Here is a 20,670-nt window from a genome sequence, read left to right on the forward strand (position 1 = left end):
CTTACTTTGCCTTTTCTACGATCTTAAATAGACGGTGACGCTTTTCACGGGATAGAGGTCTGGTTTCAATCGCCAGGATTCTATCACCTACTTGGCACTCATTTCTTTCGTCATGAACCTTCATTTTAACGGTTCTACGAACGATCTTCTTAAACTTAGGGTGAGTCTTACGAGCTTCTACTAACATCACTAAGGTTTTATCCATAGCGGTGCTCACGACTTTACCTTCGCTAAGAAGTGATTTTTTTATATGCTTCTTTGCAGTTTCCATAATCAGTTCGTTCCTTTAGCTACTTTCTTAGCAGAAGCGTTAGCTTTTGCCAAAGCCTGTACCTTACGAGTAGCTCTTGAATAACGTCTAGCTTTAGTAGTGCCAGACTTCGCAGCCAACTCTCTGTTCTTTTGGATGGTTAGAAGGCGCGCGATTTTTTTCTTCGCGTTAGTAATCACCTTCGGGTTTTCCAAAGAACGAGCAACTCCGTATTGGAAACGTGCTGTACGAATGATTTTGTAAGCATCTTCCAATTGTGCTAAAATTTCTGCGTCTTTCAACTCTGCGAGTTTGATCTTTTTCACAGCGTAGACCTCTTCACGAATTCAGTTTGAACAGGCAGTTTATAAGCAGCCAGATCCAAAGCTTTTTTAGCGGTCGCTTCATCGATTCCGCTCATTTCGAATAAAACTCTACCAGGTCTGATCTCTGCGATCCAGAACTCAGGATTACCTTTACCTTTACCCATACGAGTTTCCGCTGGTTTTTTAGTAATAGGTAGATGAGGGAAGATCCTAATCCAAAGTTTCCCGCCTCTTTTTACCTGACGGTTGATAGTGATCCTTGCCGCTTCGATCTGTCTTGCAGTCAAACGTCCGGAAGTAACGGCTTTAAGACCGAACTCTCCGAAGGACACTTTGGAACCACGCTCGTCGTTTCCTTTCAAGCGGCCCCTTTGTCTTTTTCTGAACTTAACTCTTTTAGGTGATAACATCGTTTTTTACCTTTGGATCATCAGAGACGATCAGTTGGTCCTTCTTTTAACGGCGTATTTATCTTCTTCGGACTCTTCTTTACTGTTGATGAAGTCTCCAGTGTAAGTCCAAACTTTCACTCCGATTTGTCCGAAAGTGGTGCTTGCCTCACGGAATCCTAGATCGATTTTCGCTCTAAGGGTATGAAGAGGAATTCTTCCTTCACGATAACCTTCGCGACGAGCCATGTCCGCTCCGTTCAAACGTCCGGAGATAAGGATCTTAATTCCTTCTACTCCACCTCTCATCGCACGACGAAGTTCTTGTTTCATCACGCGACGGAACGGTTGACGCTCTTGGATTTGGATCGCGATAGACTCAGCGATACATTGTGCGATAGTCTCAGGCTTCTTAACTTCGATAATGTTAAGATTAAGAGGTTTTTCGGTCATAGTCTTAAGGACTTTTTTAACGGCTTCGATATTCGCTCCGTTTTTACCGATTACCACACCCGGTTTAGCAGTGTGAAGGTTAACGTTGATCTTCTCAGGGAAACGCTCCACAACAACTTTTACAACGCCTGCTTCTTTAAAGCGGCCTTGGATAAATCTACGAATTCTAATATCTTCGTGCAGGTTCTTTTTGTAGTCGGCTTGCGAGAACCAAATAGAATCCCATCCGCGGGTAATTCCGATACGAAGTCCGATTGGGTTAACTTTCTGTCCCATGATTTCCCCTATTAATCCGAGATTACCACAGTAACGTGGCTGGTTCTCTTACGGATCCTTGCAGCTCTACCACGAGCGCGAGGACGGAAGCGTTTAAGAATCGGGCCTTCGTCCACCAGGATCTTTTTAATGAACATCTTGCCTGGATCAGCATTATCACTTTTCACAACTGCGTTTGCAGAAGCGGATTTGATAAGTTTGAAGATAGGCTCGATCGCTCTCTTATTAGTATATTTAAGAATATCCAGAGCTTCAGCAACTTCGTATCCACGGATCTCATCCGCAACAAGACGAAGTTTGCGAGGGGACATTCTAATAAATCTTGCGATTGCTACGGCTTCCATTATTTCTTAGCCGCCTTTTTATCGGTGTTTCCATGACCACGATAAGTACGAGTTGGAGCGAATTCTCCCAACTTGTGTCCTACCATGTTATCATTGATGAAAACAGGGATAAATTTGTTTCCGTTATGAACCATGATGGTGTGACCGATCATGTCCGGGAAAATCGTACTTCTACGAGACCAGGTCTTAAACGGTTTCTTTTGGTTTTCAGAGTTCAGCTTGATCACCTTGCTCATGAGGTGACTGTCGATGAACGGACCTTTTTTAGAAGATCTCATGATGATTACCTGCTCCTATTTCCCTTTCTCTTCTGGATAATGAACTTGTCAGAAGGTTTAGCCCTACGACGAGTTTTGTATCCTTTGGTTGGAATACCCCAAGGAGTCACTGGGTGACGTCCTCCGGAAGTACGTCCCTCACCACCACCATGTGGGTGATCAACCGGGTTCATTACAACCCCTCTAACCTTAGGACGTTTTCCCAACCATCTGTTTCTACCGGCTTTACCGATGGAAACAAGGTTATGATCTCTATTGCTGCAAATTCCAACAGTAGCGTAGCAGTTCTGGTGAACTTTACGAACTTCGGAGCTTGGAAGTTTCAGAAGAACGTATTCTCCGTCTCTACCTGCGATAGTAGCGAAGGATCCTGCAGTTCTTGCGATCTGCCCGCCTCTTCCGATTTTCAATTCCACGTTATGCACGTTAGTGCCTGGAGGAATTTTTCCGAGTGGAAGTGCGTTTCCAATTTTAATTTCTGCGCCTTCTCCGTTGGAAACTTTGTCTCCAACTTTCATGCCTTCAGCATTTAGGATATAAGCGTATTCTCCGTCAGAGTAACTAACGAGAGAAATAAACGCCGAACGATACGGATCATATTCTACAGTTTTAACTGTAGCGGTAATCCCTACTTTGCGACGTTTGAAGTCGATGATACGATATTTGCGTTTTACTCTTCCGCCTTTTCTACGAACCGCAATTTTACCACCTTCTCCACGACCTGCTTTATAATTTAAGCTGATCGTTAAAGGGCGATACGGTTCTGTTTCAGTAATTTCCTCGAAGGTTAATACTGATTTAAAACGGCTGGCGGCAGTAACGGGTTTAAACTTTTTAATTCCCATTTCTTATGCTTCCTTTCCGAAGTCGATGCTCGCTCCGTCTTGGAAAGTCACGATTGCTTTTTTCCAATGAGCTTTAGGAGCAGGTAGATGACGGAATCTTTTTATCTTTCCGCGATACACTTGGATGTTTACGGAAGAAGGTACTACGTTGTAAATTTTGCGGAAAGCTTCCTTCACTAGAGTTTTGTTTGCTCTAGGATGGATTTCCACAGTGTATTTTACGGTTCTTTTACCGGCTTTCTCACCGATAGTCTCAAGATCTTGGGACTTCTCAGTGATGATCGGAGATAAGATCACTTCGTTAAGATTCATTTTCCTTCTCCGTAATGTTTGAGAATTTCTCCCAAAGCACCTTCGGTGATTACAAGATTTCTATTATAAAGAATGTCACGAACCGCGATACGTTTGGAGTTGATGTATTTTACGGTAGGGATATTACGAACTGACTTTTTAAGGAAGTCGTTCTCTCCACCTACTAAGAATCCGATCACTCCGGTGTTCTTTAATCCGATATTGCTGAATAAAGTAGAGAATGCTTTAGTGCTGAATTCTTTCGGATCCAGATCTTCTACTACTTTAATGACCGCGTCTTGAGCTTTCTTATTCAAAACGGAAAGAACCGCTCTACGTTTTACTTTTGGAGAAACGTTATAAGAATAATCTCTCTTGCGAGGTCCGTGAACAGTACCACCGCCCACCCAGTGAGGAGCACGGATAGAACCTTGACGAGCTCTACCAGTTCCCTTTTGGGACCAAGGCTTTTTACCACCCCCGGAAACTTCCGAGCGGGTTTTGGTATGATGATTCCCGGAGCGAAGGTTAGCATTCTCCGCTTTGATGGCGTCGTAAATCGCGCCACTGCTATATTTGGATTCGAACAACGCTGCAGGAAGTTCGATTTCCGAGAGCAGTTTTCCTTCTTTTGAGTACTTCTGTGCTTTCATGACTAACCGCGGTCTTTATATCTTCTCAATAGTGATGATGGAGTTTGCAGGTCCCGGAACGGATCCGCTTACAAAAACCAAATTTTCTGCTTCGTGAATACGAACCACTTTCAGGTTCAATACAGTCTTTGTATCAAAACCCATACGGCCCGGTAATTTACGACCTTTGAATACTCTACCTGGAGTGGTGTTGGATCCCATGGATCCTGGATGTCTATGAAAACGAGAACCGTGAGCTCCTGGTCCACCATGGTGTCCGTATCTTTTGATAACACCTTGGAAACCTTTACCTTTGCTGGTTCCTGTAACTTTTACAATGTCCGCAACAGCAAACACATCTTGAGCTTTTAACTCAGCGCCTGCAGCCGGCTCTTCGCCGAAATTGCGGAATTCCTTCAACACTCTCTTAGGAGTTAGTCCAGCTTTTGCCAAATGCTTTATCTCGCTTTTGGTCAGGTGTTTTTCTTTATCATCCTGAAAAGCTAATTGTATCGCGTCGTAACCGTCCGTAGCTGCGGACTTGACTTGGGAAACTGCGCAGGGACCTACCTCTAAGACGGTTACAGGAATCATGTTTCCTTGCTCGTCGAAGATTTGGGACATCCCTATCTTTTTACCGATTAATCCCTTTGCCATTTCTTCTTCCCTTAGGATTTAATATCCACTGAAACACCTGCAGGGAGTTGTAGCTTCATTAAAGCCTCAACTGTGTCTTCATTGGTGTCCAGAATGTCTATGAGCCTTTTGTGAGTTTTCATCTCAAACTGCTCTCTTGATTTTTTATTTACGTGTGGAGAACGGAGGACTGTGTATATTTCCTTCTTCGTTGGAAGAGGAATCGGACCGGAGACAGTAGCTCCGGTCCTTTTGGCAGTCGCAACGATCTCGTAAGTTGATTGGTCGATCAACTTATGATCGAAAGCTTTAAGCTTTACTCTGATCTTTTGGCCAGCCATTTCCTTTCTCTTACTCGGTGATCTCAGCCACTACGCCAGAACCGATAGTCTTTCCACCTTCGCGAATCGCGAATTTAAGACCTTTGTCCATAGCGATCGGGTGGATCAACTCGATGCTCATCGTAACGTTGTCACCAGGCATTACCATTTCCATACCGTTAGGCAGGTTACAAACGCCAGTGATGTCAGTAGTTCTGAAATAGAACTGTGGACGGTAGTTATTGAAAAATGGAGTGTGACGTCCACCTTCGTCCTTAGTAAGAACGTAAACTTCCGCGTTGAATTTTTTGTGAGGAGTGATTGATCCTGGCTTAGCAAGAACCTGCCCTCTTTCGATGTCTTCTTTTTTAGTTCCACGAAGAAGAGCACCGATATTGTCTCCAGCTTCTGCGGAATCTAAAAGTTTACGGAACATCTCGATACCAGTAACAACTGTTTTGGTAGTAGGACGAACACCAACGATTTCAACTTCGTCGTTGATTTTCAAAGTTCCTTGCTCTACTCTTCCAGTTGCAACAGTTCCACGACCAGTGATAGAGAATACGTCCTCTACTGGCATTAGGAAAGGTTTATCAACAATACGTTTAGGGTTTGGAACGTAAGTGTCCAGAGCTTCCATTAATTTAACAACAGAAGGAGCTCCTAACTCAGACTCGTCGCCTTCAAGAGCCTTAAGAGCTGATCCGTAGATGATTGGGGTGTCATCACCAGGGAAGCTGTACTTGTTTAACAAGTCACGAACGTCCATCTCAACCATTTGGATCATCTCTTCGCGCTCATCAGCAGCAAGCATGTCAGCTTTGTTGATGAATACGATGATGTAAGGAACGCCTACCTGACGAGCGAGCAGGATATGCTCTTTCGTTTGAGGCATTGGTCCGTCAGTTGCAGATACAACTAGGATCGCAGCGTCCATCTGAGCAGCACCGGTGATCATGTTTTTAACATAGTCAGCGTGACCTGGGCAGTCTACGTGTGCATAGTGGCGGTTCGCAGTCTCATACTCTTGGTGAGAAGTAGCGATGGTGATACCACGAGCTTTTTCCTCAGGTGCGTTATCGATTTGGTCGTACGCTACGGCTTTGTTTTTTCCACCCAATACTTTTGCAAGCGTAGTGGTGATTGCTGCCGTTAGCGTGGTTTTTCCATGGTCAACGTGTCCGATTGTACCAACGTTTAAGTGTGGTTTGGACCTGTCGAATTTCTCCTTAGCCATAGCGTTTTTAACTCCTTACTTTATTAACAAATCTGAATACAGACTTGTTTGTTAAAACAATACAGAATGGTTATCAAAGTCGAAAAGGGTGTCCAAAGATAGGACGCCCCTTCCCTGTGCCATATTTCTAAGGACACCGCTAAAGCCAAGCAAGTTTTGCGTAGAAGCGCTTGCATGGATCAAATGACGCCCTTCGGTCAACTCAGTGACCTTACGAATCTTCGCGTCCCTCTTAGCCAAACTGGCCAATATATCTCCGAGATATTGATTCGGTGTAAGAATCTCTAACTCGGAAAGGGGACCAATGAAAACCGAATGATTCGGAATTATGTCCTTTAAACCTTTGATGACAGCTACTTTGATCAGGGAAGAAAGATCGAAAGACTTTGTCTCACTTGGAGACTCGTAACCCTCGACAATCATTTGTAGACCGAGAACTTCTTCTCCGTCTATTCCCCGGGCGGTGACTTCCGTAAACGCGGATGTTATCGCCTCTTTGATTGGATCAGCTAGCTGAACATTAAACCGCACTCCCTTAGAAAAGTTGTGAGAACTTTCCAAGGACGCGAGCACCTGACCGCTCGAGATCTTTTGATCGAACGCGGTATGCTGAAATGCGACCTTTTGAACCAAATTTTTCCATAGAGCAAATCTTGCAACCTTGATTCCACTTGTTTGAAAGCTTTTCGAAAAAGACTCTTTCAAACGTGAAAGAGAGATCTCTAAATGTAACTCTCCTGTGCCTGATAAACGAAATTGCCCTGTTTCGGAGAGAATATCTACACTTACGGCTTCATCCAACCAGGCCAGGTCTTGCAAACGATCCCAAAGTTCCTGTCGATCTTCTTCTTTTTCCGGTTCTATCAAGATCTGAAATTGTTTTCGGATTGGAGAGAGTAGAGTTTTGTTTTCTATATTATGTCTCGAAAGAATTTCTCCCGGAATCCAATCTAAGAGTGAAGTAGTTGCGAGAAGTTCTCCAACTTCTCCTACAGAAACTTCTTCATAGTCCCTTGCGGAAATTTGGTATAAGTTCTCTATCTTATGTTTTGTTTCTCCATGGAGGAAGAAGTCTCCGACCTTTAGTGGTGCCAGTGTTTGAAAATGAAGAAGTTTTCCAAGTTCAGGATGGATCTCTCTCTTAAACGCAACCCCTGCTTGCTCCTTGGGAGAAGACTGGGACGGCTTTCCTTGGGAGAGAATTTCCAAAATAGAGAGTAATTCCTTAACTCCAAGTCCTTGGAGAGCAGAACCTCCGAGCACTGGAAAAATTTTCCCCTCCCAAAATCCTTTCACCAAACCCTGGATCGCAAGCTTAGGAAGAAGGTCATGGTCCTTGAGATATTCTTCAGAGAGTCCGTGATCCCATTCAATTAATGGTAGGAACTCCGACTCCCCTCCTTCCCCCTTTAATACAGGAATGGTTCCATCTTCTTTAAATAGGAGGATTGGCTCTTTGCCAAGTGCAACTTCCAGATCCACCAATGGAGAAAGAATATCCGCACCGGGACGATCTAGTTTATTTAGAAAAAATAATATTGGTTTCCCGGCCTTTCTAAGTGCTTCCACATTCTGGAAGGTCTGGGATTTTAATCCTTCGAAAGAATCTATAAGAACCAGGCCGAAATCGGAAACTAACAAAGAAGCATTGGCCTGGGATTGAAAATCCAAATGACCAGGATTGTCCACGAATTGAAGAATGACCCGAGGCTTTTCCGGATTTGGATAAGGGATCCGAGCCACAGTGGACTGGATAGAAATTCCTCTTTCTATCTCTTCCGGAAGATAATCGGATTCTGTGGTACCTTCTTCAATTCTCCCCGGCGCAGAAATTTTGCCGGTCTCGAACAAGATCCTTTCTAATAGCGTGGTTTTGCCCGCATCAATATGTGCGAATATTCCTGGATTTAAGAATGGTACTGACATGAAAGAAGACCGCTTATGAAATCCATTCGCTCTTTTGCGAGACTCTAAGTCAATTCTCAAAGAGTTTGGGTTCGCACGGAGCTCACAAAGGGCACGGAGGGCTTTCTCACACAAAGCCGCAAAGTGGAAAAGAACTTTTAGCTAACTAATCCAAGATCTTCTTTTCTTAGCGCCTTCGTGTGAAAATTTAAAAATCTGCCAAAATCAAAAGATATAACTGCGTAAGAAGCAGGATCTAAAATTTATCTTTTCTAAATCTCCGTGCTTCTCAGTGTTCCCTGTGCGAAACTTATCCCCGAAACTGGATCTTCTTAGTGCGGCAGATCTCCGCGTAACGAAGTGCACTTAAGCGTGGTTTTCTTTTCATAGTAGCATAATCCACTTCTACTAAACCGAAACGAGGACCGTATCCATCGTTCCATTCTAAATTATCCAGAAAGGACCAATGATAATATCTTTCAACTTTGACACCTTCATCCAAAAGAAGTTTGATCTGATATAGATGGTCTATGATATATTTTTCTCTCTTCTCATCTTTCTCATCCGGAATTCCATTCTCCGTGATATAGATAGGAAGTTTGTATTTGTCCCAAGCTCGATGACAAACTTTGTGGATGCCTTCCGGATAAATTTCCCAACCTAGATCATTCTTCTCCGATTCAGAAATACTCGGATCCACCAAAGGAGTAGCGAATAGATTACCCGGATTATAGCTGGCCTTGAATAGGTGTCTGGAATAATAATTGATCCCTATAAAATCGCAAAAGATCCCCTTCCCTTCCGGATAGCCAAAGCCTACAGGAAAACAAAGTTTACCTTCTATAAAACCTTTCATATGAATCTCGTGAAATAGATAATCGCTTAAGAAACAACCAAGCTTAGCAAGAGGATGGGAATTGAAAGGTTCGAATATCGCAAGATGATGTGCAAAACCTACCTTTGTTTCTCCCTTGAAACCAAGCTCTTTGCGTATCTTATGAATGAGTTTATATGATTTGAGATGTACAAGTATCAGGTTTTTAGTAACCTTCATGTAAGCCGCAATATCACCGTGACTTCCCGGAGGATATTTTCCATCCATATAACTATCGTTTGCGAATACATTCGGCTCGTTGATCGTGCACCATTCTGAAACCAAATCTCCAAAACTTTTAACGGAGAAGTCCACGAATCGCATGAAATCCTCTACTGCGTCCTTGGAAAGCCAACCTCCTTTTTCCTGATACCATTGCGGGCAAGAAAAATGGTGAAGAGTTACAAGTGGTTTAATCCCCGCTTTGATAAGTCTTTGGAACTCGTCACGATAATGTTCTACTCCTACAGTAGACCATTCTCCTTGTTTAGGTTCTATACGACTCCATTCAATACTCATCCGATAACATTCTTGGTGAAGTTGAGAAAGAAGTTCTATATCTTCTACATATCTACGATAATGATCCGCTCCTGTGATGGAAGATTCTCCATTGCCAACTTTTCCTGCAAGAGACCATGCATACCAATTATTATTGGTATCCCCTCCTTCTATCTGAGTTGCTGCAGTTGCAGAGCCTAATAAAAATTCCTTTGGAAGTTCGAAACTATTCTTCATTTTAATTCTCCTCTTTTATTTCCGGTTCTTTTGTTGGTGTGAGCGCTAGTATGACAAGGTCTATCTGGTTTTGAATGATGGTCATGCCATCGATTCCGAATTCTATACGGATCAGATTTTCACGAAGTGCGACTCTTTGGCCGAGCGCCCAAAGTACGGTAGTAATTGTCGGAACTATGATAGAAGGCGGAGACGGAAGCCTAAGACTTCCATCTGCTTCTCCTCTTTCCAAAATCTGTAAAATAAGTTTTTCTGTTACTTGAAACTCAGCATACATCGTCCTTTCGGAAGAAAGATCCAACTGAAAAGAGCTACGATCTCGGAATAAAAAATCGAACTCTGCAGAAAACCTAATTAAGTCTTTATGGATTTCTAAATATCTAGTCAGGGTTTCCAGAAAAGAAGAAAGCTCTTGTTTGCCCGTTAAACCTGAACCTCTAAGTAAACGAAACGTTTCTTCCTGAAACGTATTCCAAGGCTCAATGAGTTTACGAAGTACGGCTACCGTTAGTGCTTCTTTGGTATCAAAGTATCGATATAAATTTCGTCTGGTGCAAGAGGCTTTGGCTGCGATATCTTCCATGGAAACTTCCAGGAGTCCTTTGGCCAAAAACAAGGATTCTGCGGCTTCTATGACAAGTTCTCTGGTTTGTTCCCTTGTTCCCATATCCCCTCTTTTTAAAATGTCACATATTGTGACATTTGTCTAAAAATGGATCGGAAATGCCGGATCGTCAAGCCTTGTTTTACTCAAATCAGTAAAGAAGAAGGTCTTTTTAAATAGTTGGAATTTCTGGCACAAATAGCAAGTATCGGGTTTCGAGTTAGCTCTTTCTTATCTATACTCCAAAAGCATGAAAGGACAACAAAATACAGACTTCGATAGGATTGCAGATGCGATCTTCTATCTTCGCAAAAATTTCAAAAGGCAGCCAAGCTTGGAAGATGTAGCAGGCAAATTAAAACTAAGCCCTCATCATTTCCAGAGAATGTTCACTGATTGGGCAGGAGTAAGTCCAAAGAAGTTTTTGCAATACACTACTTTGGAATATGCAAAAGGTTTATTAAAAGAGAATGGGTCTTCCTTGTTAGACACTGCCTTAGACTCGGGACTTTCCGGAACAGGTAGATTGCACGATCTATTTGTGAATATAGAAGGAATGACTCCAGGCGAATATAAAAACGGGGGAAAGGATCTATCGATTAACTATAGTTATGCGGAATGTCCTTTTGGCAAATTACTTGTGGCTTCCACTCCAAAAGGAATTTGTTATATTTCTTTTTTTGAAAATGAGAAGAAGGTATTCCAAGAACTAAAGTCAATCTTTCCGAACGCAACCTATAACCAAACAGTGGATATGATCCAGCAAAATGCTTTATTCATATTTACTCATGATTGGAGTAAACTCGGTAATATAAAATTGCACCTTAAAGGTACAGACTTCCAACTCAAGGTATGGGAAACTCTTTTAAGAATTCCTATGGGAAAACTTTCCACCTACGGACAGATCGGAGAACAAATGGGAAATCCTAAGGCGACTAGAGCCATAGGAACTGCAATCGGAAATAATCCGGTGGCATTTCTGATCCCTTGTCATAGAGTGATCCGCTCTTCCGGAGAATTCGGAGAATATCATTGGGGAGATTCCCGTAAAGTTGCAATGATCGGCTGGGAAGCCGCTAAAACGGACCTAGTCAATAGGAATGACCTGTGAGTCCGGCCATGTGGACATTGTTTAAAAGAAAAATATAAAGTTTGGAAACATGGAACTATTTGAATCGGAAAGGCAAAGAAATTTACTTCCTTATGACGGGACAGTTACTTACTACGGAACGATCCTTGCGAGTAATACTTCAGACAATCTACTAAAAATCCTACTCGAGGATATCCCATGGAAAAATGACGAGGCGATTATTTACGGGAAACATATCATTACTAAAAGAAAAGTGGCTTGGTTTGGAGATTCTAATTATGAATACACATATTCAAACACGACGAAGAAAGCATTACCTTGGACCAAAGAACTTTCTGAACTCAAAATTTTAACGGAAGAATTGATCGGATCCAAGTTTAATTCCTGCTTACTTAATTTATATAATAATGGAGAAGAAGGAATGGCCTGGCATAGCGATGATGAAAAAGCATTAGGAAAAAATTCCACCATTGCTTCTTTATCTTTTGGGGCAGAAAGAAAATTTTGTTTCAAACATAAATCCACAAAAGAACAGATTTCTTTAATATTGGAACATGGAAGTCTATTGGTCATGAAAGGAGCCCAAGAATCCTGGCAACATAGGCTCCCTACTACCAAATTGATTAAACGGCCGAGAGTAAATCTGACCTTTAGAACAATGCTTTACTAAGATAAAGGTTCCAAAAACTTTCTAGCCAAACGGGCCGCCGCATAATATGCCGGGGAAGGATTAAATTCAAATTCTTTCAAACAAACTTCCGTAAATTTGATCGCATGCTCGTCCCCATGTTCTATTGCTCTTGCTATCATTTCTTCTCTGGATTCATTTTCCAACCTTTCAGGAAGTTCCAGATTCATCTTCTTACCGAATGCGGAAAATAATGCCGCACCAGATTGCCAGGAATATCTGAGCAAAGACTTCTTTTCATACTCATTCAGAAAAGGTAATATACTCCTAAGAGCGGAAACACTTGTTACAGAATGAATAAAAACGATAGCGGACAAATTATCCTCTACATTATTAAGCACTACTCTCGAAAATCCTTCCGATAAACCTGAGATAACCTCTTCGGGTTGATTTGAAACGTTAAGATAACCGATCACTGGAGAAAAAAGATCATAGTCCCCCAATCCTTGCAGAGAAGAAACAATTGTGCCTTCAAAATTTTTGGATTCTTCCGGAACAAAATCCACTTTCTGAATGGCATCTTCCGGCTCCAGACCTAATAAAGAATCAAAGGAAGTGGGTAATTCCAAATAAGCCGAAGCCCAAACTGCTAATCCGGAAGCAAGCTCCCTCCTCCTGCGTCTTGATTCTTTCCGAGTCAAACTTCTCACCGCATGCCCAGTGCGGATCACTCCATGAGTTGCATCTGCGCATATCCCAGGAGCAAGTTTGACTGCCCATTCGGAAATAGTTTTCTGCCAAGGACCTTCTTCCAACTCAGCATTAAAAAAGTTTTCCCATTCGGGATATGTATCCGGTATTCCTAAGAAGTCTTTCCAGTCACCGCTATAAATTTTGTTTCTAGGTTTCTTTTTTTCTAAGAACTGATTTCCGTATCTTTCCAGCCATGGAAAAATACTTTCTCTTTTGCCCATTGCAATCAATGCTTCGCAAGCCATAGGAGCATGATTGCTTAATCCATTTTTGAGATCCGGGCCGTAAGGTTCCAAATATTCTAAAACTTTTTCCATCGTATCCTCTTCTTCCATAGAATAGTCACCTCGATCCTTAAGAACCAGTATATTAAAATAATAGAATACTCTCAAAACTTCTCAGGATCTTAAATTGGATCCCGTCCTGAGAAGTTTTTTGTATCATAAATTCCATTCCAGTTTTCACATCGTCCCCCAAACTTAAATTAGGCTCCAAAGGTTCAGTCAAAGGTTTAAAAAAATTATCCCAATGCACCGGAATTACCATCTTAGGCGAAGTTTTAGTCACAGTTTCTTCGTAATATTTGGCCTTGAATCCTTCTTCTTGTTTGCCGAGCATCGCAATTCCTAAGAATAGAACGTCCGCCTTTAAACCGTCCCAAGCATTCTCAATATAATTCGTACTACCTTTAATTAAAATGGAATTTTTCCCATGTTCTACTAAGAAGTCATAGGTTCCACCTTCGATATAATCTTCTGCCTTAGCAGGTTGAGACAATGTTTCGGTTAGATCAGGCCTATTCGGATCTGCAGCATTCGTTTTTCCTAAAATTTTAAAAGGAGGAGTATGTTTTGAATTTAGTACGGTGATCTTAAATTTACCGATCTGGATCTTTTTGCCAGGCTGGAACAATCCCAATTGTCCTTCTGGAACCCCTCCCCCTTTACCAACCTGGATCGTAGATATAGAACCGTATAATTTTGCTCCGGTCTCCTTCGCGATAAAAGGAGAATCCATAGAATGATCGTAATGAGAATGGCAGACGAAAATTCCTTTTAAACGTTTAATGCCTGCAAGAAGCATAACGTATTTTATTTCCTGCTCATCGGAGGCAATTTTCGAGAACATAGTTTTAAATAGAGAAGGCCTGGAAAAAAATCCGTCTGTTAAGATCTGAGTCTCCCCATCATCCAATAGAATGGAGCTTGTTCCTAAAAATACCGCTCTTACTTTCCCCTTTGGGATCTCGGAGGAAAGATCTCTAGGATCGTTTCCTATAAAATGTTCCTTATAGTCCTGGATATTTGCAGAAGAAGTCAGGCAGTTCTGCAATAATAAGACCGCGGTCAAAATACTAAAAAAACGGGACTTGGCACCTCTTATGTTCATACTACCTACCGAAAATAACTTTCATAAAGTTATATAGACTTTAAACTTCTGCCAAGTAGAAATTCCTAATGATACCAAAGTTCTTTAAGACCGGAAAGGAATTTCGTTCCTGGCTTTCCAAAAATTATAAAAAAGAAACAGAACTTCTTCTAGGCTTTTATAAAATAAAAGCCTCTAAAAAAGGAATTCTTTATGGAGAAGCGGTAGACCAAGCTTTATGTTTCGGTTGGATAGATGGGATCAGAAAGAATATAGACGAAGAAAGTTATTCTGCCCGTTTTACTCCGAGAAAAGTCGGAAGTATTTGGAGTAAGGTTAATATTAAACGTATCCAAGAGTTGATCCAGGAAGGTTTAGTCCAAGAATCCGGTTTGCAAGCCTTCCATTCTGAAAAAAAGAAAACCGCTCAATATTCATTCGAACAGAAGAAGATAAAACTACCTTCTACATATAAAAGACAATTCCAGGAAAATGCAAAGGCTTGGGAATTCTTTAGCAACCAGGCTCCTTATTACCAACGAACCGCCATTTGGTGGGTAATCAGTCCGAAAAAGGAAGAAACTAGAATAAAGAGGTTGGACATCCTCGTCTCGGACTCTCAATCCCAAAAGAGGATAGATGCAGTCACATGGAAGAAGAAGGAATCCAAAACCTAACCTTCTGCCCGTCTTCCTAATTTTCGTTAGAAAATTCCCGTTTTTAATCGATTGACCAAAAGGGGATTCTTTCGATTTTGGTATTTTTGATAATGAGACTTAGATTCATTATCTAGTTAGAATGCCATGAAACGCCTATTACCCTTACTTCTTTTATTTCTATGGACCTGTTCCAATCCTTCTTCCAAATCACCGATGGCGCTTTTAGGCGGAACTGCCTCCACGAGTAGCCCCAATTTTGAGATCAGTTCCCCTTCAGAAGGAGACGTTCTGTCCGTCTACCAATTCGACCTGGGAATCACAAGCGCAAGCTCAGGGACTTACGAAGTTTTCCTGAACGAAACTAAGGAAACACAATTAGAAAGCGAAACCGCTGAATTCCAAATTGCGAGCCTCAAACCAAAAAGAGGACAAAACACTCTCAAAGTTGTATTAACAAATGAAGAAGGTAACGTACTAGAAAAATCCGTTTCCTTCTACTTTGGAAACAAACTAACAGCGGGCGGATCACATTCAGGATTTATAATAGATGGATCCGTTTATACCTGTGGCAGAAATAATAAAGGCCAACTCGGAACGGGATTTTCAGAAGGAGATACAAGTAATCCGAATATAGTAAAACTTACTTCTATCTCCGGCATCGTAAGCATTTCATTTAACCAAAACAATTCATTAGCGATCAAAGATGATGGAAAAGTGTATACCTGGGGAGCAAACGCGCAAGGGCAACTAGGGCTCGGAAACACAACTGAACTTGCGGTGGGAACCGCAGGAAATCCTGCCGCGCAAACACCTCCCACTGAAGTGCCTGGTATCTCTGACGCAGTGATGGGAGCGTTCGGTTTCAATCATGCAGTCATTCTAAAGTCTGATGGAACAGTAGTTGCGTTTGGACAAAATAATGTGGGTCAATTAGGGAATGCGGATCCGGCTATTACATCCACAACAGTCTCTTCTAATCCTGTGCTCGTAGTTGGGCTTACGAATATTATCCAGGTAATTGCGGGCTCTCAACATTCTGCCGCTTTAGATTCGAACGGAGATGTATATGTTTGGGGAAGGAATCAGTACGGAAATTTAGGAAACGGAACTACGTCCACTTCGACAGCTATCTCCTCGACTCCGACAAAGGTTCCTGGGCTTACCGGTATAAAACATATCGCAAACGGAAGAGATCATATTCTTGCATTAAAAAGTGACGGAACAGTTTTCGCTTGGGGATTAAATGCAAGCGGTCAATTGGGGATCGGAAATCAAGACAGCCCTAAAAATTCTCCATTACAAGTAAATAATATAACAAATGCGATCCGAGTATTCGCGGGCGGAACCCAAAGTTTTGCCCTGCTCTCCGACGGAAGTATCCAAGGCTGGGGAGAAAATGGACAAGGCAATTTAGGAAACCCAGATGCTGCAACTAAAGTCACTGAACCCAACTTAAGCGTGGTCGGAATTGCAAAAGGATCCAGCTTAGGGATAGGTGCACTTCATGGTTTTGTGTTATTGCCGGATCACTCTGTTTATGGTTGGGGCTGGAACTTTAGAGGTTCTTTAGGAAGACCTGATCTACAAGATTCCTGGGCTGCCAAAACTCCTGTTGCTTTAACATTTCCGTAAGATAAGTGGAATTCCATATAAAAAGCGCCCTATTATTATTTTCTGTTTTTCTAATAGGATGTTCCGAATTCGGAAAACAAATTTTCGGAAATGAGAACTGTAATCCCCAAGATTTAGCCTGCGGATTCTCGGAGATATATCCATTGGTCTCCGTTTCTGGAGATCAAATAGGGTCCTGGGAATACGAAGAAGGAGAAGAATTATCCGGAGGTAAAGATATGACCTCTTACGATTTTACTTCGAGGGCTTATTTACAATTTGCACCAGGCCTTCCTTTGGATAAAATTTCAGATTTTACTGTAGGACAATCAGTCTTCGAAGTTCCTTGGGAAAATTCCAGCTCCGGCCAAATAGACAGGAGAGGGCTTGGGCCATTATTCAATGCAAATTCCTGTTTGGCATGCCATATAGGAAATGGGATCGGAAAAGTACCATCCGGACCGACTGAGACAATGTTCACTGCATTAGTAAGGCTCAGTAACGATCCAAATTATGGAGGCCAATTCCAACCATTTTCAATCGGCGGTGTCCCGGCGGAGGGGAAGGCATCCGTTTCTTATACCCAAGTCAATGGGGTTTTTCAAGATGGAACTTCTTATACATTAAGAAAGCCTAAAGTAGAATTTTCGGATCTGAATTACGGACCATTAGTTTCAGATGGAGAAATATATTCACTTAGAAATACTTCCAAGGTGATCGGAATGGGATTATTGGAAGCAATCCCAGACGAAACATTATTATCATTACAAGATGAGTATGATTCCAATTTGGACGGAATTTCAGGAAGAGTCAATTTGGTTCCGGACATTGCAACGGGAACAAACAAAATAGGAAGATTCGGCTGGAAAGCGAATGAACCCAACTTAAAACAACAAGGTTCTCGTGCATTTTTAGAAGATATTGGAGTGACAAGCCCGCTTTTTCCTTTCAAGAACTGCACTCCCGGGCAGAGTGCATGTGATTCTTCTCCTCACGGAACCTTACCAGAGTTGAATCCCACTAAAATAGATATGATGGTAAAATATATGAGGCTGATCGCTGTCCCAGCAAGAAGATCACCTTCTTCTTCCGAGATTATCGCAGGCAAACGTATTTTTTTCCAAGCAGGCTGTCATTCTTGCCATATTTCTAAATTAGTAACTGGTAATATTTCCGGTGCTCCTGAAATATCGGGACAAACTATCCGGCCTTATACTGATCTTTTATTGCATGATATGGGAGAAGGTCTTAAAGACGGAAGACCGGATCATTTAGCTTCCGGAAGAGAATGGAGAACTCCTCCTCTATGGGGAATCGGTTTGGTTTCTAAGGTAAACGAAACATTACAATTATTGCATGATGGAAGAGCGGAAAGTTTTATGGAAGCGGTTCTCTGGCATGGAGGAGAAGCAGAAAGAAGCAAACAGTACGTATTGGGACTTTCTTCTTCTCAAAGAGTCCAATTAGTCAAATTTTTAGAGTCACTTTAATTTAGGATCTTGCCCAGGCAAAGTAAAGAAGAAGGTTGCGCCCTCTCCTTCTTTGGATTCCGCCCAAACTTTTCCTCCATGTCGGGACGCGATCCTTTTTACTATAGCGAGACCTACTCCTGTTCCTTCAAATTCAGAATTGGAATGTAATCGTTGGAAAACCCCAAATAGTTTATGATAGTATTGCATATTGAAACCAGCACCATTATCTTTGATATAGAAAACGGTTCCTTCTTCGGATTCCTCCGAACCGATTTGAATGATAGGCGATTCTGATTTTTTAGTATATTTAATAGCATTCGAGATCAAATTCACCCAAAGTTGACGTACCGCAGGTTGGTCTGCTCTTACATTCGGAATGTCCTGTATTTCGAAACGGATCTCCCTACCTGGATCCAAGTTTATTAATTCTTTATATACCGTACTAGCCAATTCCTTCATTGAAATCTCTCTTTCGGCAAGTTCAGTTCTTCCTAATCTGGAAAATTCCAAAAGATCATCCACCAGATGTCCCATCTGCTTGGCATTTTCTATAATTTTGCCTATAATCCTTTTTCCTTCTGCGTCAAAATTCACCCCGTAATCTTCCATCAAGATTTGAGTAAAACCGCTGATCCCTCGGATAGGCGCCCTTAAATCGTGGGAGATTGAATAGGAAAAGGATTCCAATTCTTTGTTTGCAAAGACCAATTGTTCAGTGCGAACTCTTACTCTTTCTTCCAAATCATTATTCAATAGGCGAATCTCATTCTCGGCCTCTTTACTTGAGGTGATATCCTGGTGAACTACGATTACCTCTAAGATATTGCCTGCGGTGTTTTTAATGGGATAAAGCACCATCTGTAGCCAACGATTTCGTCCAGAACTTCCAATCAATTTAGGATCATATGGAAAAGGTTCAGAAATTGCAGGTTCTCCACCGAATGCTTTTTCTACATAAGGAAAAAACCCGGCTTCCTTGATCTGCGGGTCTTTTAATATATTATAATCGACTAATACGTCCCTTCTTGTAGTCCACATCTCTTCCCAAGCGAAATTTGTTCCGGTACAAACTCCTTGCGGGTCATAGGTCAATACAGGATAGGGGAATTGTTCCAGAATTGTCCTGAATCTATTCTCACTTTTAAATAAGTCCATCGTTTTGGAGCTGACTAACTTCTCCAATTCGTGATTCAATTCTGAAAGTTTTCTTTCCGCATCTGTTCTCGCTATATCCGATTTTTCTAATTGGGTAGCGACAAACCAAACTAGAATAAAAAAGGTCAGTATGATCCCTGTCATCAAGAACCCTACTCCCAATTCCAAACTAACAGGATTCAATCTATTCAGATAGATACGAAGATAACCGAACAAAACGGGGACGATGATCAGAAAGGGAATTAAAACCCGTGCTAATATCCCGCCGGAACTTTTGCTAGTGAACACCTTCATAAATCCGGCGTTCCCATTGATCAAAAGAAGAGCAAAAGAACAGAAAATAAAACTAATGGCAGTATGGATTGCCATAGGAATATAGGAAAGAATCCCGTAAAATTCCTGGACTTGATACACGTAACCGATCACGGAAAAAAGTCCGATCAAAAGTACCAAAATACATAAATAATTGGAGATAGAACTTAAAACTTCCTTTCGGAACGAGCTTAAGAAAACGGCAGAGCCAAGTACCACAAAATCAAATGCGGCATTTGGAGCCATTCTGTTCGGAATACCTTTTATAATGTCTTTTGCGATCTTATCCGAAAAAAGGAACTTATCCATTCCAAGGTCAAAACCGCTAATGATAGAATATAACTTAGTAAGGCCTATCAAAAGAACAAATAACGCGATCAGACGAACAACACTTCTTGATGTATTTGAATCCGACCGATTTAAGTTGAGATAAAGCGCGAATCCGATTAATACAAAAGAAAGTGCTGACATCGGATTCATTGCAACCATAGATTCCCTAGGTCGTTTTAAGATCTCAATACCCAATAGCCAGCCGAGTAGAACTAAAGCCCCAATCAATGAAGGAATAAAAATTAATACGTTATGCTTACTTTTCAAGAGAACTTCCGGATATCCTTCGGAAAGAAATTTCTGATTTTAGCTTAGGATATAAAAAGGGATTCCGATTTGGAATCCCTTTTTTGTAAATTAGGAATGCGGATCTTTTTACTAAGCAGGCCAAACAGCGAGGATGAGACCGATAGATGCCAAAGAAACCAATGTATACCCTGCATTGATAAAAAACAATCTCCACGATCTAGATTCCCAAGCTACGGAACCTAAAAGTTGGGGCAAATAGAAACCTAGCCAAGTATAAAATGCAGCATAAGCTCCATACATCCAAGCAGGTCCATCTCCGGGAAGATTCCAAGAAGAAGGTTTCCAAACAAATAAACTATGGGCTAAAACGTACGCTGTTAGAAAAGAACCGATGATCATGAGACCCATGGATCTCATCATAGCCTTAGTATCGGGTTCCATATTTTCGTAACCCATCTCTTTTGCCCAAACCTTACCGAAGATCGGACCGAACCAAAGAAATCCGATCACTACATTTACAAGAACTCCAACCAAAATTGCTAAATAATTTAACGGTATTACCGGTAACATAAAATCTCCTATTTCAGCCCGTGCTTTTTAACAGAATTTATGAGTCGGTCAAGTAATTTCGAAACCGATCTAAGAAAG

Annotated in this window: 24 protein-coding genes; 5 read left to right on the forward strand and 19 right to left on the reverse strand. The window is 41.6% G+C overall.

All coding sequences use genetic code 11. The features are described 5' to 3' along the window. Window position 1 precedes the first annotated feature (1 nt). The 15 genes from rpsQ to EHO65_RS01380 form a co-directional block, all read right to left on the reverse strand. Window positions 2–271, reverse strand: coding sequence for a 30S ribosomal protein S17 (gene rpsQ / locus EHO65_RS01310; protein ID WP_100710925.1), 270 nt, complete (start codon window positions 269–271; stop codon window positions 2–4). Window positions 272–273: 2 nt separating this feature from the next. Next, window positions 274–576 carry a 50S ribosomal protein L29 gene (gene rpmC / locus EHO65_RS01315; RefSeq protein ID WP_135772434.1) on the reverse strand — a complete coding sequence of 101 codons (303 nt, stop codon included), beginning with the start codon at window positions 574–576 and terminating at the stop codon, window positions 274–276. After that, window positions 573–986 carry a 50S ribosomal protein L16 gene (gene rplP, locus EHO65_RS01320; RefSeq protein ID WP_008593851.1) on the reverse strand — a complete coding sequence of 138 codons (414 nt, stop codon included), beginning with the start codon at window positions 984–986 and terminating at the stop codon, window positions 573–575. Before rplP ends, rpmC begins: the two co-directional genes overlap by 4 nt. A gap of 30 nt (window positions 987–1,016) precedes the next feature. Further along, on the reverse strand, window positions 1,017–1,694 hold the full coding sequence (gene rpsC / locus EHO65_RS01325; protein WP_086448204.1) for a 30S ribosomal protein S3: 678 nt from the start codon (window positions 1,692–1,694) through the stop codon (window positions 1,017–1,019). 11 nt (window positions 1,695–1,705) lie between these two features. After that, entirely contained in the window at window positions 1,706–2,038 is a 333-nt protein-coding gene (gene rplV, locus EHO65_RS01330) for a 50S ribosomal protein L22 (protein ID WP_086448203.1), read from the reverse strand. Further along, window positions 2,038–2,319, reverse strand: coding sequence for a 30S ribosomal protein S19 (gene rpsS / locus EHO65_RS01335; protein ID WP_024863921.1), 282 nt, complete (start codon window positions 2,317–2,319; stop codon window positions 2,038–2,040). The genes rplV and rpsS overlap by 1 nt, the downstream gene beginning before the upstream one ends. A 2-nt stretch (window positions 2,320–2,321) precedes the next feature. Continuing rightward, window positions 2,322–3,161: a 50S ribosomal protein L2 gene (gene rplB, locus EHO65_RS01340; RefSeq protein ID WP_135772435.1), complete on the reverse strand. Its 840-nt coding sequence runs from the start codon at window positions 3,159–3,161 to the stop codon at window positions 2,322–2,324. A 3-nt stretch (window positions 3,162–3,164) separates the two neighbouring features. Next, window positions 3,165–3,473, reverse strand: a complete 309-nt coding sequence (locus EHO65_RS01345; RefSeq protein ID WP_086448201.1) for a 50S ribosomal protein L23 — start codon at window positions 3,471–3,473, stop codon at window positions 3,165–3,167. Beyond that, complete coding sequence (gene rplD / locus EHO65_RS01350) at window positions 3,470–4,105, reverse strand: 50S ribosomal protein L4 (protein WP_135772436.1); 636 nt, start codon at window positions 4,103–4,105, stop codon at window positions 3,470–3,472. The genes EHO65_RS01345 and rplD overlap by 4 nt, the downstream gene beginning before the upstream one ends. A gap of 15 nt (window positions 4,106–4,120) precedes the next feature. Next, window positions 4,121–4,741 carry a 50S ribosomal protein L3 gene (gene rplC, locus EHO65_RS01355; RefSeq protein WP_135772437.1) on the reverse strand — a complete coding sequence of 207 codons (621 nt, stop codon included), beginning with the start codon at window positions 4,739–4,741 and terminating at the stop codon, window positions 4,121–4,123. Window positions 4,742–4,752: 11 nt separating this feature from the next. Beyond that, window positions 4,753–5,061 (reverse strand): 30S ribosomal protein S10, encoded by a 309-nt coding sequence (gene rpsJ, locus EHO65_RS01360; protein ID WP_008593919.1) that lies wholly within the window; start codon window positions 5,059–5,061, stop codon window positions 4,753–4,755. Between the two features lie 10 nt (window positions 5,062–5,071). Beyond that, a complete protein-coding gene (gene tuf, locus EHO65_RS01365) occupies window positions 5,072–6,277 on the reverse strand; it encodes an elongation factor Tu (RefSeq protein ID WP_100710919.1) in 1,206 nt (401 codons plus the stop codon). A gap of 51 nt (window positions 6,278–6,328) precedes the next feature. Continuing rightward, entirely contained in the window at window positions 6,329–8,203 is a 1,875-nt protein-coding gene (locus tag EHO65_RS01370) for an elongation factor G-like protein (RefSeq protein WP_135772438.1), read from the reverse strand. Window positions 8,204–8,492: 289 nt separating this feature from the next. Continuing rightward, window positions 8,493–9,791 (reverse strand): glycoside hydrolase family 1 protein, encoded by a 1,299-nt coding sequence (locus EHO65_RS01375; RefSeq protein WP_135772439.1) that lies wholly within the window; start codon window positions 9,789–9,791, stop codon window positions 8,493–8,495. A gap of 1 nt (window position 9,792) precedes the next feature. Then, the gene (locus tag EHO65_RS01380) at window positions 9,793–10,458 is read right to left on the reverse strand and encodes a TetR/AcrR family transcriptional regulator (RefSeq protein ID WP_135772440.1); all 666 of its coding nucleotides are present in this window, start codon (window positions 10,456–10,458) and stop codon (window positions 9,793–9,795) included. Between the two features lie 187 nt (window positions 10,459–10,645). Between EHO65_RS01380 and EHO65_RS01385 the strand changes: the two genes are divergently transcribed. Both EHO65_RS01385 and EHO65_RS01390 read left to right on the forward strand, forming a co-directional pair. Then, window positions 10,646–11,506: a bifunctional helix-turn-helix domain-containing protein/methylated-DNA--[protein]-cysteine S-methyltransferase gene (locus EHO65_RS01385; protein ID WP_135772441.1), complete on the forward strand. Its 861-nt coding sequence runs from the start codon at window positions 10,646–10,648 to the stop codon at window positions 11,504–11,506. 49 nt (window positions 11,507–11,555) lie between these two features. Then, complete coding sequence (locus EHO65_RS01390; protein ID WP_135772442.1) at window positions 11,556–12,155, forward strand: alpha-ketoglutarate-dependent dioxygenase AlkB family protein; 600 nt, start codon at window positions 11,556–11,558, stop codon at window positions 12,153–12,155. On the opposite strand, the gene EHO65_RS01395 is transcribed toward EHO65_RS01390, so the two are convergent. Together EHO65_RS01395 and EHO65_RS01400 are read right to left on the reverse strand one after the other, a co-directional pair. Next, window positions 12,152–13,201 carry a questin oxidase family protein gene (locus tag EHO65_RS01395; RefSeq protein WP_135772443.1) on the reverse strand — a complete coding sequence of 350 codons (1,050 nt, stop codon included), beginning with the start codon at window positions 13,199–13,201 and terminating at the stop codon, window positions 12,152–12,154. The genes EHO65_RS01390 and EHO65_RS01395 overlap by 4 nt on opposite strands. A 34-nt stretch (window positions 13,202–13,235) precedes the next feature. Then, on the reverse strand, window positions 13,236–14,255 hold the full coding sequence (locus EHO65_RS01400; RefSeq protein ID WP_135772444.1) for an MBL fold metallo-hydrolase: 1,020 nt from the start codon (window positions 14,253–14,255) through the stop codon (window positions 13,236–13,238). Between the two features lie 68 nt (window positions 14,256–14,323). Between EHO65_RS01400 and EHO65_RS01405 the strand changes: the two genes are divergently transcribed. The 3 genes from EHO65_RS01405 (at window position 14,324) to EHO65_RS01415 (ending at window position 17,994) form a co-directional block, all read left to right on the forward strand. Beyond that, window positions 14,324–14,911 (forward strand): YdeI/OmpD-associated family protein, encoded by a 588-nt coding sequence (locus EHO65_RS01405; RefSeq protein WP_135772445.1) that lies wholly within the window; start codon window positions 14,324–14,326, stop codon window positions 14,909–14,911. A 126-nt stretch (window positions 14,912–15,037) separates the two neighbouring features. Next, window positions 15,038–16,525: an RCC1 domain-containing protein gene (locus tag EHO65_RS01410; RefSeq protein WP_135772446.1), complete on the forward strand. Its 1,488-nt coding sequence runs from the start codon at window positions 15,038–15,040 to the stop codon at window positions 16,523–16,525. Between the two features lie 53 nt (window positions 16,526–16,578). Further along, window positions 16,579–17,994 carry a di-heme oxidoreductase family protein gene (locus tag EHO65_RS01415; RefSeq protein ID WP_425269315.1) on the forward strand — a complete coding sequence of 472 codons (1,416 nt, stop codon included), beginning with the start codon at window positions 16,579–16,581 and terminating at the stop codon, window positions 17,992–17,994. Here EHO65_RS01415 and EHO65_RS01420 read toward each other — a convergent pair. Continuing rightward, a complete protein-coding gene (locus EHO65_RS01420) occupies window positions 17,986–20,040 on the reverse strand; it encodes a sensor histidine kinase (RefSeq protein WP_135772447.1) in 2,055 nt (684 codons plus the stop codon). The two genes, EHO65_RS01415 and EHO65_RS01420, sit on opposite strands and share 9 nt — an antisense overlap. Window positions 20,041–20,151: 111 nt before the next feature. After that, window positions 20,152–20,592, reverse strand: a complete 441-nt coding sequence (locus tag EHO65_RS01425) for a DUF1761 domain-containing protein (RefSeq protein WP_135772448.1) — start codon at window positions 20,590–20,592, stop codon at window positions 20,152–20,154. Window positions 20,593–20,670: the final 78 nt, after the last annotated feature.

This window comes from Leptospira andrefontaineae, assembly GCF_004770105.1.
Lineage (GTDB): Bacteria > Spirochaetota > Leptospiria > Leptospirales > Leptospiraceae > Leptospira_B > Leptospira_B andrefontaineae.